General features: G+C 72.8%; 14 protein-coding genes. 9 read left to right on the forward strand and 5 right to left on the reverse strand.

What is annotated here, in order from left to right; genetic code table 11:
* Nucleotides 1–31: 31 nt before the first annotated feature.
* A complete protein-coding gene (locus H958_RS42995) occupies nucleotides 32–658 on the forward strand; it encodes an LppP/LprE family lipoprotein (protein WP_156027771.1) in 627 nt (208 codons plus the stop codon).
* Here H958_RS42995 and H958_RS46030 read toward each other — a convergent pair.
* On the reverse strand, nucleotides 544–936 hold the full coding sequence (locus tag H958_RS46030; protein WP_028058268.1) for a hypothetical protein: 393 nt from the start codon (nucleotides 934–936) through the stop codon (nucleotides 544–546). The genes H958_RS42995 and H958_RS46030 overlap by 115 nt on opposite strands.
* 85 nt (nucleotides 937–1,021) lie before the next feature.
* On the opposite strand from H958_RS46030, the gene H958_RS0107970 reads away from it, so the two are divergent.
* From H958_RS0107970 to H958_RS0107985, 4 genes are all read left to right on the forward strand, one after another.
* Nucleotides 1,022–1,945, forward strand: coding sequence for a mechanosensitive ion channel family protein (locus H958_RS0107970; RefSeq protein WP_156027772.1), 924 nt, complete (start codon nucleotides 1,022–1,024; stop codon nucleotides 1,943–1,945).
* A 9-nt stretch (nucleotides 1,946–1,954) separates the two neighbouring features.
* Complete coding sequence (locus H958_RS0107975) at nucleotides 1,955–3,583, forward strand: AMP-binding protein (protein ID WP_028058270.1); 1,629 nt, start codon at nucleotides 1,955–1,957, stop codon at nucleotides 3,581–3,583.
* Nucleotides 3,584–3,645: 62 nt separating this feature from the next.
* Nucleotides 3,646–4,272 (forward strand): SOS response-associated peptidase, encoded by a 627-nt coding sequence (locus tag H958_RS35895; RefSeq protein WP_051323991.1) that lies wholly within the window; start codon nucleotides 3,646–3,648, stop codon nucleotides 4,270–4,272.
* 23 nt (nucleotides 4,273–4,295) lie between these two features.
* Nucleotides 4,296–6,065, forward strand: a complete 1,770-nt coding sequence (locus H958_RS0107985) for a potassium/proton antiporter (protein WP_231379213.1) — start codon at nucleotides 4,296–4,298, stop codon at nucleotides 6,063–6,065.
* Here H958_RS0107985 and H958_RS46035 read toward each other — a convergent pair.
* Together H958_RS46035 and H958_RS0107995 are read right to left on the reverse strand one after the other, a co-directional pair.
* Nucleotides 6,054–6,221: a hypothetical protein gene (locus H958_RS46035; RefSeq protein WP_156027773.1), complete on the reverse strand. Its 168-nt coding sequence runs from the start codon at nucleotides 6,219–6,221 to the stop codon at nucleotides 6,054–6,056. The two genes, H958_RS0107985 and H958_RS46035, sit on opposite strands and share 12 nt — an antisense overlap.
* A gap of 86 nt (nucleotides 6,222–6,307) precedes the next feature.
* Complete coding sequence (locus H958_RS0107995; protein ID WP_081685714.1) at nucleotides 6,308–6,883, reverse strand: metallophosphoesterase family protein; 576 nt, start codon at nucleotides 6,881–6,883, stop codon at nucleotides 6,308–6,310.
* 22 nt (nucleotides 6,884–6,905) lie between these two features.
* Here H958_RS0107995 and H958_RS0108000 point away from each other — a divergent pair, with 22 nt between their 5' ends.
* Nucleotides 6,906–7,478 carry a J domain-containing protein gene (locus H958_RS0108000; protein WP_028058273.1) on the forward strand — a complete coding sequence of 191 codons (573 nt, stop codon included), beginning with the start codon at nucleotides 6,906–6,908 and terminating at the stop codon, nucleotides 7,476–7,478.
* Between the two features lie 23 nt (nucleotides 7,479–7,501).
* Nucleotides 7,502–9,676, forward strand: coding sequence for a DEAD/DEAH box helicase (locus H958_RS0108005; RefSeq protein WP_028058274.1), 2,175 nt, complete (start codon nucleotides 7,502–7,504; stop codon nucleotides 9,674–9,676).
* On the opposite strand, the gene H958_RS35900 is transcribed toward H958_RS0108005, so the two are convergent.
* Together H958_RS35900 and H958_RS35905 are read right to left on the reverse strand one after the other, a co-directional pair.
* Nucleotides 9,660–10,601, reverse strand: a complete 942-nt coding sequence (locus H958_RS35900) for a M14 family metallopeptidase (RefSeq protein ID WP_051323993.1) — start codon at nucleotides 10,599–10,601, stop codon at nucleotides 9,660–9,662. The two genes, H958_RS0108005 and H958_RS35900, sit on opposite strands and share 17 nt — an antisense overlap.
* Complete coding sequence (locus tag H958_RS35905; protein ID WP_081685757.1) at nucleotides 10,561–11,484, reverse strand: EamA family transporter; 924 nt, start codon at nucleotides 11,482–11,484, stop codon at nucleotides 10,561–10,563. The genes H958_RS35900 and H958_RS35905 overlap by 41 nt, the downstream gene beginning before the upstream one ends.
* Nucleotides 11,485–11,559: 75 nt before the next feature.
* On the opposite strand from H958_RS35905, the gene H958_RS35910 reads away from it, so the two are divergent.
* Both H958_RS35910 and H958_RS0108025 read left to right on the forward strand, forming a co-directional pair.
* The gene (locus H958_RS35910) at nucleotides 11,560–12,531 is read left to right on the forward strand and encodes a LysR family transcriptional regulator (RefSeq protein ID WP_231379195.1); all 972 of its coding nucleotides are present in this window, start codon (nucleotides 11,560–11,562) and stop codon (nucleotides 12,529–12,531) included.
* Complete coding sequence (locus tag H958_RS0108025; RefSeq protein WP_028058275.1) at nucleotides 12,528–13,160, forward strand: HAD family hydrolase; 633 nt, start codon at nucleotides 12,528–12,530, stop codon at nucleotides 13,158–13,160. The genes H958_RS35910 and H958_RS0108025 overlap by 4 nt, the downstream gene beginning before the upstream one ends.
* Nucleotide 13,161: the final 1 nt, after the last annotated feature.

The following is a 13,161-nucleotide window of genomic DNA, read 5'->3' on the forward strand; positions in this document are numbered from 1 at the left end:
GGCGGTCCAGTTCGTGGACGATCGCGTCGGGATGGACTCTGAAGCGCGGAGGGTGAAGGCCGAGCGCGATCGCCGGCGGCTGCCGCACCACCGCCGGGGAGCGTCGCGCTGGGCGGCGCGCGCCGCCGCGCTGCTGGCGACGGCCGCGCTGCTCGGCACCGCCGTCGCGTCGGCGCTGATGATCGCCCCGGACGGCGGCGACAAGGACGGGCCGGGGACGGCATCGGCGCTCACGCCGAAGGCCACGGCGACCCCGAAGCCCAAGAAGAAGAAGGCCAAGCCGAAGGGCCCCACCAAGGCGCAGCTCGCGCAGCGAAAGGCCGCGGTCGCCCAGGTCCGCAGTCAGGGCTACACGACGCTGCGCCTGCGCGACTATGACTTCAAGGCGAGGCTGCGCGTGCTGATCGGCCGTCCGGTCGGGGATGCCGGGGGCGGCAGCTACGCGTTCTTCTTCGACCGGCAGACGTTCGTCGGCAAGGACTCGACGTCGCCGTCGACCAAGGTGCGGGTCTCGAAGAGCTCGAAGACGAGCGTGACGCTCGCCTACGACACGAGCGCGGGGCGCGCGAAGGTGCGCTTCAAGCTGGTGGGGCAGACGCTCCAGCCCTTGGATCCGATCCCGCCGCCCGTCGCGCGCTTGACGCCGCGGGGAAACTGAGCCAGCAGCCACTCGACGCTGGCCCGCCGCCCGACGACGCCGCGCCAGCCGTCCATGCGCAGGACGACCTCGCGGCGATCCATCGGCTCGCCGAGGATCCGCACGCGGCCGGTCTCGTGGCTGACGAGGTAGAGCTCGCCGGTGCCGGGCGCCCATGCGGCCGCGTAGCTCTCGCCGTCGACGGCGAGCCACCAGCGCCCGAGCTCGAGCTGATCGTCGCCCTCGCGGCGCGGATCGTCGGCGCGGAACTCGCTCAGGGAAGAGAAGACGCGAATCACACCCGATAGCCTGGCGCCCCGGCGTCCCCGCCGCCGCACGGCTATCTGGTGTCTTTCCGTGTGGCCAGCCCTACCCACCCTGGAGGTGACCGCTCCCGCCGTGAACGTGGACACGGACAAGGTCGTCGAGTTCCTGCTCGGCAGCCCGCTCGCGATCGTCGTGATCGTCGTGATGGCGATCGTCGTCAGCCGCGTGGCCCGCCGGGCGATCAAGCGCATGCTGCGCGGCCTGCACTCCGGAGGCGTGCGCGAGCGCTTGAGCGCCGTCCGCCGCCGGACGCCCGATGCGCTGCTGGAGACCGAGGAGATCTCGATCCGCGCCACGCAGCGCATCGAGGCGCTCGCGAGCGTGCTGCGCAGCATCGTGTCCTTCGTCGTCTGGCTCGTCGCCGGACTGCTCGTCCTGGGCGAGCTCGGCTTCGACCTCGCGCCGCTGCTGGCGGGCGCCGGCATCCTCGGCGTCGCGATCGGCTTCGGCTCGCAGTCGCTGGTCAAGGACTTCCTGTCGGGCTTCTTCATCCTCGTCGAGGACCAGTTCGGCGTCGGCGACATCGTCGACCTCGAGCCCGGGATCTCCGGCACGGTGGAGGCCGTCAGCCTGCGCACGACGCGGCTGCGGAGCGTCGACGGCACGGTCTGGCACGTGCCCAACGGGGAGATCCGCCGCGTCGGCAACATGAGCCAGCACTGGTCGCGCGCGCTGCTGGACGTCGATGTCGCCTACGACACCGACCTCTCCCACGCCCGGACGGTGATCAAGCGCGTCGCCGACGAGCTCTGGAACGAGGGCACCGACATCCTCGAAGAGCCCGATCTGTGGGGCGTCGAGTCGCTCGGCCAGCACGCCGTGACGCTGCGGCTGGTGGTCAAGACGCGCCCGTCGCGCCAGTGGGTCGTCGCCCGCGAGCTGCGCGAGCGCATCAAGCGCGCGTTCGACGCCGAGGGGATCGAGATCCCGTTCCCGCAGCAGACCGTCTGGATGCGCCCGGACCCCGCCGTAGCCGGATAGTCTCCCGTCATGGAGCCGTCATACGCATCGGGAACGTCCAGGACCCCGCTGCTCGGAGACACGATCGGCGACAACCTGGACCGCACGATCGCCCGCTGGGGCGACCGCGAGGCGCTCGTGTCCGTGCAGCAGAGCGAGCGCTACAGCTATGCGGAGCTGGGGGAGGCGGTGGATCGCGCAGCGCGCAGCTTGATAGCCGCGGACCTGCGGGCCGGCGATCGCGTCGGCATCTGGAGCCCGAACTGCGCCGAGTGGGTGCTCGTCCAGTACGCGACGGCGAAGCTCGGGATCATCCTGGTCAACATCAATCCGGCGTACCGGACGTCCGAGCTCGAGTACGCGCTGCGCCAGTCGGGGTGCCGCATGCTCGTCGCCGCGACGGCGTTCAAGGCCTCCGACTACGTCGCGATGGTCGGCGAGGTGCGCCCGAGCCTGCCGCGCCTCGAGCGGGTCGTCTTCATCGGCCGCGACTGGGACGGCTTCATGGCCGAGGGCGAGCGCGTGGACGCCGCCGAGATCGCGGACCGTCAGGCCGCGACGCAGTTCGACGACCCGATCAACATCCAGTACACGAGCGGCACCACCGGATTCCCGAAGGGCGCGACGCTCAGCCACCACAACATCCTCAACAACGGCTTCTTCGTCGGCGAGGGCTGCGGTTACACCGAGCAGGACCGCGTCTGCATCCCCGTGCCCTACTACCACTGCTTCGGCATGGTCATGGGCAACCTCGCCTGCACCTCGCACGGCGCGTGCATGGTGATCCCCGCGCCGGCGTTCGATCCCGAGGCGACGCTGCGCGCGGTGCAGGACGAGCGCTGCACGAGCCTCTACGGCGTCCCCACGATGTTCATCGCGGAGCTCGAGCACCCCCGCTTCGGCGACTACGACCTCTCGAGCCTGCGCACCGGGATCATGGCCGGCTCGCCGTGCCCGATCGAGACCATGCGCCGCGTCGTCTCGCAGATGCACATGGACGAGGTGACCATCTGCTACGGCATGACCGAGACCTCGCCCGTGTCGACGCAGACGGGCGCCGAGGACACGATGGAGCAGCGCGTCGGCACCGTCGGTCGCACGAGCCCGCACCTGGAGACGAAGATCGTCTCGCCGGAGACCGGCGGGATCGTCGAGCGCGGCACCCCCGGCGAGCTGTGCACCCGCGGCTACAGCGTCATGCTCGGGTACTGGGACGACGAGGAGCGCACGCGCGAGGCGATCGACCAGGCGCGCTGGATGCACACGGGCGACCTGGCGGTGATGGACGCCGACGGCTACGTGAACATCGTCGGCCGGATCAAGGACATGGTCATCCGCGGCGGGGAGAACGTCTACCCGCGCGAGATCGAGGAGTTCCTGATGGGCCACCCGGACGTCGCCGACGTGCAGGTGATCGGCGTGCCCGACGCGCGCTACGGCGAGGAGTTGATGGCGTGGATCGTGACGCGCGGCGGCGCCGAGCTCGGCCACGAGGCGGTGGCGGAGTACTGCCGCGGCAGGATCGCCCACTACAAGGTGCCCCGCTACGTTCAATGCGTGAGCGAGTTCCCGATGACGGTGACCGGCAAGGTGATGAAGTTCAAGCTGCGCGAGCAGGCGATCGAGCAGCTCGGGCTGGTACAGGAGCAGACCGCATGAGAGGGCGGACGGGGTCGAGCGCACGGTCGGCAATGGCACGGCCAAGCGGAGCAATCGCCTAGGTGTGCGGCCGGTACACGCTCTCGACCGTCGACGGTCCTGACCTGGCGCAGCGCTTCGGGCTGATCGAGCCGCCGGCGCAGGAGACACTGGGCCGCTGCAACGTGTGCCCGACCGAGACCGTGGCGGCGGTGCTGGAGCCCGGACGGCCCGCCGCGGTCCCATGGGGCCTGCGCCCGTTCCGCAACTCCAGGTTCGCGCCGATCAACGTGCGCGCCGAGACCGCGACCACGCGCTTCAAGTGGCGGATGGCCGGCGGGCGCGTGCTGGTCCTCGCCGACGGCTGGTACGAGTGGCTCAAGCAGGAGGCCAAGGGCGGCGCGCGGATTCCGTTCCGCTACACGGTCGACGGCGGGGCGCCGTTCGCGTTCGCCGGCCTCTACGACGGCACCGGCGTCGCGATCGTCACGACGACCGCGAACGAGATCGCCGCGCCGGTGCACGACCGGATGCCGGTGATCCTTCCGGATCCGGACGCCGAGGCGGCGTGGCTGAGCCGCGACGTGGGGATCGCGGAGGCCGCGGAGCTGCTCGTGCCGCTGGCGTCCGAGCGCGTGTCCGTCGCGCCCGCGAATCCCGCCGTCAACAAGGCTGGAGTGGAGGGGCGCGAGCTCCTCACGGCACCCTAATCTGCCAGGCTTTCGGCTTGGAAGTGGGCCACGTCGCGCTCGGTGTGGGCGCCCTGCTCGCGGCGGGGATCGCCGCGTCGCTGCTCGCCGGGCGGTTGCGCCTACCCGGCCTCGTCCTGGTGCTCGTCCTCGGGATGGCGATCGGTACCGACGGGACCGGCTGGATCGACTTCGGCGACTTCGGCGCCGCCCAGGACGCCGCCGTCGTCGCGCTCGCGCTGATCCTCTACGAGGGCGGGCTCTCCAGCGGCTGGAGCGAGATCAGGCCGGTGATCGGCGTCTCGATCGCGCTCGCGACGCTGGGCACGCTGATCACGGCGGCGCTGACCGCGCTGGTCGCCGCCTGGCTGCTCGACCTCGACGCACTGCACGCCCTGCTCGCGGGCTCCACGGTCGCCGCGACCGACGCCGCGGCGGTGTTCGCGGTGCTGCGCGGCTCGACGCTGCGGCGCAAGCTGGCGCGCACGCTGGAGGGCGAATCGGGCGTCAACGACCCCGTCGCGGTGCTGCTCGTGCTCGGGTGCATCGAGGCGATCGAGCACGCGGACTTCGGCCTGCTCGACGCGCTCTGGCTGGCGGCGCGCGAGCTCGCGATCGGCGCCGGCGCCGGGCTCGCGGCCGGCCTCCTGGGCGTCTGGATCCTGCGCCGCGTCACGCTCCCGTCGGCCGGTCTGTATCCCGTCGCCTCGATCGCGCTGGCCGGGCTCGCGTTCGGCGGCGCCCAGTCGCTGCACGGCTCCGGCTTCCTCGCCGCGTTCCTCGCCGGTCTGGTGGTCGGCAGCGTCTCGACGCCGGCGCGGCGCACGATCGTGACGTTCCACGAGGGCATCGCGTGGGTCGCGCAGCTCGCGCTGTTCCTCATGCTCGGCCTGCTGGTCTTCCCGCACGAGCTGGTCGACATCATCCCCGAGGGCACGGCGATCGCGATCGCGACCGCCGTGCTCGCGCGCCCGCTCGCCGCGCTCGCGGTGGCGCACGGCTTCACCGCCCCCGAGCGGCTGCTGCTCGGGTGGGCGGGGCTGCGCGGCGCGACGCCGATCGTGTTCGCGACGTTCCCCGTGACGGCGGGGATCGACGGCGGGACGACGATCTTCAACGTCGCGTTCTTCGTCGTGCTGCTCTCGACCGTGATCCAGGGGCTGAGCATCGAGCCGGTCGCGCGGATGCTCCGCGTGACCAGCGACGAGGCGGCGATCCCCGAGCCGCTGGTCGAGCCGGTGCTGCTCAACCGGCTCGGGGCCGAGACGATCCAGTTCCCGATCCGGCCGGGCGACGCGATCGAGGGCCGCCCGGTGCGCGAGCTGGGCCTCCCGCGCGAAGCGCTGCTGAACATCATCGTGCGCGGCGACCGCGCGATCCCGCCGCGCGGCTCGACCGTCGTGCAGGCGGGCGACCAGCTCCACGTGCTCGTGCGCCAGGAGGTGGCGCTCGAGTTCCGCGCGCTGATGCAGCGCTGGCGCTCGGGCCCGATCGTCGGCCCGGAGCGCAGGCGCCCGCGCCCGCGAAGCCGCCCCTCGGTCACGACGATCCGGCCCTGGCTGCAGGCCGACGGCGATCCGCAGCGCCCCCGGAAGGTGCTCAACCAGGACGTCGTCGAGCAACTGCGCACCCGGCGCGACGAGCCGGGGGCGCTCGTCGCGCTCGACGACGGGCGCTACGCCGTGTCGGGCCCCCTGCTGGCGATCGGCCCCTCGAGCGAGCTGCAGGCGTTCGCCCGCCGCCGCCTCTCGACCGCGAAGACGCCCGGCGAACGAGCGTGGTGGCAGGAGGTCGTCGGCGCGCTAGCGCGTTGAGCGGCAGACCAGCGCGCCTGTGGCGCAGACCATCACGAGCCCGGCGACGGCGGCGGCCACGCCGAGCAGCTGACCCCAGAGCACGAACGTCGCGAGCACGAAGAGCGCGAAGGCCAGCAGTCCGGTGAGGCTGGCGGCGGTCATCGCGGGGTGCACGACGCACAATGTGGCAGCGCGCGGCACCGGCGACGGTGAAGGCAACAGGCGGGCGCAGGGTGCGGTTCCCCGCCCCTCCGGCCGGCCTACTTCAGGTCGATCACGCGCGCCCCGTTGACGTAGAAGACCTCGGTGTCGCCGATGTGGTCGACGATCCGGCCCGGCTGCGGGTGCGTGTGGCCGTGCAGGAGCCAGCGCGGGCGCTGCCTCCAGACGTACTCGCGCAGCGCGTCGAAGCCGATGTGCGCGACGTCGTCCGGATCGTCGTTGACGCCGCGCGGCGGGCAGTGGCACACGAGCACGTCGGCGGCCGGCAGCCTGCGCGCCAGCTTGGACGCCTGCTGCTGCGTGTACGACGGGCCGACGCGCCGGCCCGGGGAGGACCAGCGGTAGGTGACGCAGCCCTCGAAGCCCGCGAACGACGGGCCGCCGTCGAGCTGGATCCGGTTCAGGTGCAGGTCGTCGATCCCGAACCAGGTCATGTACGGCTCGTCGTCGTGGTTGCCGTAGACGCCGAGCTTGGGGAGCGCGATGCGGTCGAGCGTCTCCAGCCAGCTCGGCTGCAGGTCACCCAGCGTGACGATCGCCTCCACGTCGTGCTGGCGCGCCAGCGTGGAGACCTCCGCGTGCGACGGCCGGTCGGCGAGGGCGAGCACTCGCATCTGCGCTCGGCACAATGACAGGGTGGATCCCTACGCCGTGCTCGGCGTGCGGCCGGGCTCGACGGAGCAGGAGGTCGCCGCCGCCTACAAGCAGCTCGCAAAGCAATGGCATCCCGACCGAGGCGCAGGCGAGGAGGGCACGCGCCGGATGGCGGAGATCAACGTCGCCTACGACGTCCTGCGCGCCGGCGACGCCCGCGACCCGGCGGGCGCGACGGCACCCGAGCCGGAGGGCACACGGCGCGGCGGGCTCGGCGGCTGGCTGCCGCAGTGGATGCGGCGCGCGCTCGGCTATGAGCTGCTGCAGTCGCTGACCGAGGGCGAGGAGGTGCTCGTGGTCACGCCCGCCTCGATGTCGGCGAGCCCGCGCACGATCCTCGCCGTGACAGAGCGGCGGCTGCTGTGGCTACTCGACGACGCGGTGGTCGCGCGCGTGCGCTCGCTCCCGTTCCGTGACGTCGCGATCGTGCAGGAGCGCCGCCGGCGCCGCCATGTGAGCCTCACCGTGCGCACGCTCACGGGCCGCCGGCACGTGTTCCACGAGCTGCGCCCGCACACCGCGGCCACGATCGCGAAGCATGTGCGTCCTGCCTGACGGCTACCGTGAATCGGTCTGAGATGCGCCTGGTAGAGCCCGCCAACAACGTCGAGCTGCGCAAGAACGCGCAGGGCCACGAGTCGATCGTGTTCGCGTTCCCATACCGCGCCGACGTCGTGGACGCGGTGCGGGCGATCCCCGGCCGCCGCTTCGACTGGCAGGCGAAGGAGTGGTGGGCGCCGCGGGCGGACGCCACCGCCGCCTACGTCCAAGGCGTGCTCGAGCGCTTCCCGGAGCTGCAGGTCGCGCCGGACGTCGAGGAGTGGCTGTCGCGTGCGGTCAAGGGCTGGGTCGGCCGCGTCACCGCGGCGCGGCGTGAAGGCAAGGGCTGGTTCGTGCTGGACACGATCGCCGGCGAGCTGCCTCCGGAGCTGGAGGCCGAGGTGCGGCGCGACGACGGCGACGAGCCGCCCGGTCCGCGGCGCTGGCTGCCGTTCACCGAGGAGGTCGCGAACGAGCTGCTCGAGCTTGCCGGCGCTCGCCTGGATCCGCGTGCGCTGCGCTGCGCCAGCCGCCTCCAGGTCGGCCTGACGCCGGCGCCGGCGACGCTCTCGCTGGTCGAGAGCTACGGCGAGCCGCGCTTCAAGCTCGACGTCAACTGGGACCCGGACGTCGTCAGGCTCTTCACCGAGCTGCCCGCCGCCGAGGCGCACGGCCGTACGGTCCCGATCGACCCGTACCTGCTCGAGCCGCTCGAGCACTTCATCCGCGTCCACGGGATCGACGTCGGGGCCAACGCGGTCGACGTGCTGGCGCGGCTGCGCACCGAGCACGATGCCGCGATCGGCGCCGTGCGGCGCTCGCGCTCGGCCGAGGGCGAGCCGCTGACCTGCGAGGAGCGGCTGGGCGGCGAGCTGCGGCCGTTCCAGCGCGCCGGCGTCGCCTACGCCCTGGAGTCGCGGCGGCTGTTCCTGGCCGACGAGCAGGGGCTCGGCAAGACGGTCCAGGCGCTCGCCGCGCTCGAGCAGGACGGCGCGTTCCCGGCCGTGATCGTCTGCCCGGCGTCGCTGAAGCTCAACTGGAAGCGGGAGGCCGAGCACTGGCTCCCGCACCGCTCGCTGCACGTCGTCATGGGCGGCGGGAAGGCGATCCCGAAGGCCGACATCACCGTCCTCAACTACGAGATCGTCCACGCGCACCGCGAGCGGCTCGCGATCGCGCGGCCGAAGGCGCTCGTGCTGGACGAGTCGCATTACGTCAAGAACCCCGCCGCCAAGCGCACGCGCGCCGTGCGCCGGCTCGCCGAGGGGCTGCCGCAGGGCGCGCTGAAGCTCGCACTGACCGGCACGCCGGTGATGAACCACCCGGACGAGCTGATCGCGCAGCTGCGGATCCTGGGCCGGCTGGAGGAGTTCGGCTCCGGCGCGCGCTTCAAGCGCCGCTTCCAGGGCGCGGGCGCAGAAGAGCGGATCCACTGGCACCTGCGCCGCACGTGCTTCGTCCGGCGGCTCAAGAAGGACGTGCTCCCGCAGCTGCCGGCGAAGCGCCAGGTCGTCGTCCCCGTGGCGCTCGACAACGAACGCGACTACCGGCTGGCCGAGAAGGACGTCGTCGCGTGGCTGCAGGAGCAGCCGCTGGAGCTGTCGGAGCTGGAGTCCAAGAAGGCGGCGATGCTGCGCGCCGAGCGCCTGGCGCAGCTCAACGTGCTGCGGCGCGTCGCCGCCCGCGGGAAGCTCGGCGCGGCGCTGGCCTGGATCGACGACTTCCTGGCCTCCGAGGAGCCGCTGGTCGTGTTCGCCGGCCATCGCGAGATCCAGGAGGCGCTCGTCCAGCGCTTCCCCGACGCCGTCCATGTCGTCGGCGCCGACGACGTGCCGGCGCGCGACCGGGCGGTGCGCGCCTTCCAGGAGCCCGGCGGCCCGCTGCTGATGATCTGTTCCACGCGCGTCGGCGGCCAGGGGCTGACGCTCACCCGCGCGTCCAACGTCGCGTTCCTGGATCTCGAGTGGAGCCCGGCGATGCACGACCAGGCCGAGGACCGCACGCACCGCATCGGCCAGCGCGACGCGGTCACCGCGTGGTACCTGCTGGCGGCGGAGACGATCGACGAGGACATGGCGACCGTGCTCGCGCGCAAGCGCGGGATCGTCGGCGCCGTGACCGACGGGCGCCGCGACGAGTCCGAGGCCGTCATCCAGTCGGTCGTGAAGTCGCTGCGCGGCAAGCCGCTGCGGCGGCTCAGGGCAGTCGCGTAGCGGCGTCCAGCAGCAGCAGGACCGGCTCGCGGTTGCGCGCGACCTCGTCCTCGAAGCGGGCGGGATAGAAGTCGTCCCTGGGCCCGAGCTCGAACGTGTAGGCGAGGATCCGGTAGCGGCCCCAGAGCCAGTCGGGCAGCTCGCCGGCCGCGACATACAGGTCGCTCGACTGCTCCGCGGTGTAGCCGTTGGCGCGCGCGAGCCTGCGCCCGAGTCGCGCCAGCCGCCGGTGCTGGGCCGCCGTCATGTCCTTCGCGCTGTCCGCCCGCGTGTAGCCGAACGGCCACAGGACCAGCTCGGCGGCGCTGTGGAAGTCGATCGCCGCCTTTATCTGCTGGACGCCGGCGATCCGGCGGCTGTTGATGAACGCGCGCAGCGCGCGCGTCTCGGGCGCCGAGAACGGCCTGCCGCCGCGGTAGGCCTCCGCCCGCGGCCGCCGGCTGACAATGCCGCAGCAGCCCCAGTGATAGCCCCAGTTGCGGTTGAGGTCGGTGCCGTCCGGCGGCTGGCGGTTCTTGCGCCAGAAGCGCGGCCGCTCGCCGGCCCAGTCGTACTCGCTCCCGTCGGGGTTCAGGTTGAAGACGAGCCACACCTCGGTGCGCGAGACCAGGTCCACGACACGCGGGTCGCCGCTGGTGAGCTGGTCGAGCAGGTACAGGCCCTGCTCGACCGTGATGTGCTCGCGCGCGTGCTGGCCGAACACCAGCAGCACCTCGGGCTCGAGCTCGTCGATCGCGACGTTGTCGGACACCTTGACCGCCCACAGCTCGCGGCCGTCGTAGGAGCGGCCGATCGAGAAGCGGCTGACGATGTCCGGGTGGGCGGCGGCGACGGCGTCGATCCGCGCCGTCATCGCCGCGTAGTCGTGGTACCCGGGGAGCGGGTCAGCCCGTGCCGGCGCCGCCGTCCACAGCAGCCACGCCACCGCGAGGAGGAGTCCGGCCCACAAGTCGCCGCAGACTCGCGCGCGGCGGCTTGACTGTCAAGCCGAGCCCGGCGAGCACGACGGCGGCGCCCGCCAGCTCCGCCGCGGTGGGGACCTCGGAGAGCAGGACCCAGGCCGACGCGATGCCGACGACCGGGACCAGCAGCGCGAACGGCACGACCTGCGAAGCGGGATGGCGGGCCAGCAGCGTGGTCCAGGCGCCGAAGCCGAAGAACGTCGAGACGATGACGACGAACAGCAGCGCCGCGACCGCCTCGGCGTCGAGCGTGCTGAACGCCGCGCCGATCCCGTGCTCGCTGAGGAGGGCGAGCCCGAGCAGCGGGACCGGCGGGACGAGGCTCGACCACACGAGCATGCCGAGCGGGTGGGGGGAGCTGGCCTTGCGGCTGGCGACGTTGCCGATGCCCCACGAGAGCGCGGAGAGCACGACGAGCCCGAGCGCGCCGAGCGGGACCGCCTCGGCGCGGCCGGCCGCGATGATGCCGATGCCGCCGAACGCGAGCAGTCCGCCGGCGATCTGGACCGGCTTCGGCCGCTCGCCCAGGAAGATCACCGCCAGGACGACGGTGAACGCGACCTGGAGCTGGATCACGAGCGACGCCAGTCCAGCCGGCACGCCCTGGTCGATGCCGAGGAAGAGGAAGCCGAACTGCCCGGCCGACATGAACAGGCCGACGGCGATCACGTACCTCAGCGGGACGCCGGGGCGCGGGACGAACGGCAGGGCGAGCGCGACGAGGACGAAGCGCAGCGCGGCGAAGAGCAGGGGAGGGAAGTGCTCAAGGCCGACGTGGATGACGACGAAGTTGACGCCCCAGATGGCGGCGACGGAGGCGGCGAGCAAGGCGTGGCGGCGGGGCATGGCGGCGACGATGACGGCCGCGACCCGCAAGAGCGAGTGGACTTTCTGGACCTGACCCGTAACATCCGCTTCATGGTGGACCTTCGTCGCCTGCGAGCTCTGCGCGCCGTCGCCGATCACGGGACGCTCGCGGCGGCGGCCGATGCGCTGCACCTGACGCCCTCGGCCGTCTCCCAGCAGCTCGCCGCGCTCGAGCGCGACGTCCAGCGCCCGCTGCTCGAGCCCGACGGGCGCAGCGTGCGCCTCACCCCAGCGGCTCGCGTGCTGCTCGAGCACGCCGACATGCTGTTCGCGCAGCTGGAGCGGCTGGAGGGCGACCTGGCGGCGGCCGGCGGCGAGCCGCGCGGGGAGATCCGCGTCGTCGGGTTCCCGACGGCGCTGGCGGGCCTGCTGGCGCCCGCCGCCCGCATCCTCCGTCGGGAGACGCCCGGGGTGACGCTGCGCATCCTCGAGCTCGAGACGCCGCAGGCGGTCGAGGCGATGGCCCGCCGCGACGCGGAGCTGATGCTCGGCATGGAGTGCTCCGCGGCGCCCCAGATCGGCGACACGCGCTGGCACCGCGAGGACCTGATCGGCGACAGGCTGGACGCCGTGCTGCCCGCCGATCACCCGCTCGCCGGCCGCGCATGGATCGCGCTCGAGGAGCTGGCGCGCGAGGAGTGGGTCGCGCCGCCGGTCGGCTGGTCGTGCGACGAGGTCTTCCACGCGGGGTGCCGCGCCGCCGGGTTCTCGCCGCGGATCGCGCACCGCGCGGGCGACTGGCAGGCGACCATGGGGCTCGTCGCGGCCGACCTGGGCATCTCCCTTGTCCCGCGCCTCGCGCAGACCACGCCGCCGCCCGGCGTCGTCGTGATCCCGCTGTCCGGCGTCCCGCCCAAGCGCCACGTGTTCGCCGCGTGCCGGGCGGGCGCCGAGGCCGCGCCGGCGATGCGGGCGCTGCTCGACGCGCTGCAGCAGGCAGCGCAGCGCCCGGCACATCTGATCGCCGGCGAGGGCTCGCGTCGCTGGGAGTACTCGCCTGCGGCTCGTACTCCCGCCGCGCGATGAGCTCGGCGTTCGTGTTCGACCTCGACGGCGTCCTGGTGGACTCCGAGCAGGCGTGGGACGCCGCGCGCAAGGACATCGTCGCCGGCAACGGGGGCGCCTGGCGCGAGGGCGCCGAGCGCGACATGCTGGGGATGTCCTCGAAGGAATGGCCGGTCTACCTCGTCGAGGAGCTCGGCGTCCGGATGACGCCTGAGGAGGTCAACCGCGCCGTCGTCGACGCGATGCTGCAAGGTTACGAGCGGCGGCTGCCGCTGCTGCCGGGGGCGCGCGAGGCCGTCGAGCGCGTGGCGGCGCGGGTGCCGATCGGCCTCGCGTCGTCCTCCAACCGCGAGGTGATCGACGTCGTGCTGGACCGCATGGGCGTTGCGGAGCTGTTCGGAGCGACCGTCTCATCCGAGGAGGTCGCGCGCGGCAAGCCTGCGCCCGACGTCTACCTCGAAGCGGCGCGCCGGCTCGGCATCGATCCCGCGGCAGCCACCGCGGTCGAGGACTCCGAGAACGGCATCCGCTCCGCGCATGCCGCCGGCATGCGCGTCGTCGCGATCCCCAACCCGCACTTCCCGCCCGCCCCCGAGGCGCTGCGGCTGGCCGGCGAGGTCCTGCCCGGCCTGGACCGGCTGATGCCCTAGC

The organism is Candidatus Solirubrobacter pratensis (assembly GCF_000425945.1).
In the GTDB taxonomy this organism is placed as follows: Bacteria; Actinomycetota; Thermoleophilia; order Solirubrobacterales; family Solirubrobacteraceae; genus Solirubrobacter; species Solirubrobacter pratensis.

Coding starts and splice junctions, on each gene's coding strand:
- H958_RS0107975 (WP_028058270.1), top strand. CDS start 1,955: ATGGAGCCGTCATACGCATCGGGAACGTCCAGGACCCCGCTGCTCGGA.
- H958_RS42995 (WP_156027771.1), top strand. CDS start 32: ATGGACTCTGAAGCGCGGAGGGTGAAGGCCGAGCGCGATCGCCGGCGG.
- H958_RS35905 (WP_081685757.1), bottom strand. CDS start 11,484: ATGCCCCGCCGCCACGCCTTGCTCGCCGCCTCCGTCGCCGCCATCTGG.
- H958_RS0107995 (WP_081685714.1), bottom strand. CDS start 6,883: ATGCGAGTGCTCGCCCTCGCCGACCGGCCGTCGCACGCGGAGGTCTCC.
- H958_RS0108005 (WP_028058274.1), top strand. CDS start 7,502: ATGCGCCTGGTAGAGCCCGCCAACAACGTCGAGCTGCGCAAGAACGCG.
- H958_RS0108025 (WP_028058275.1), top strand. CDS start 12,528: ATGAGCTCGGCGTTCGTGTTCGACCTCGACGGCGTCCTGGTGGACTCC.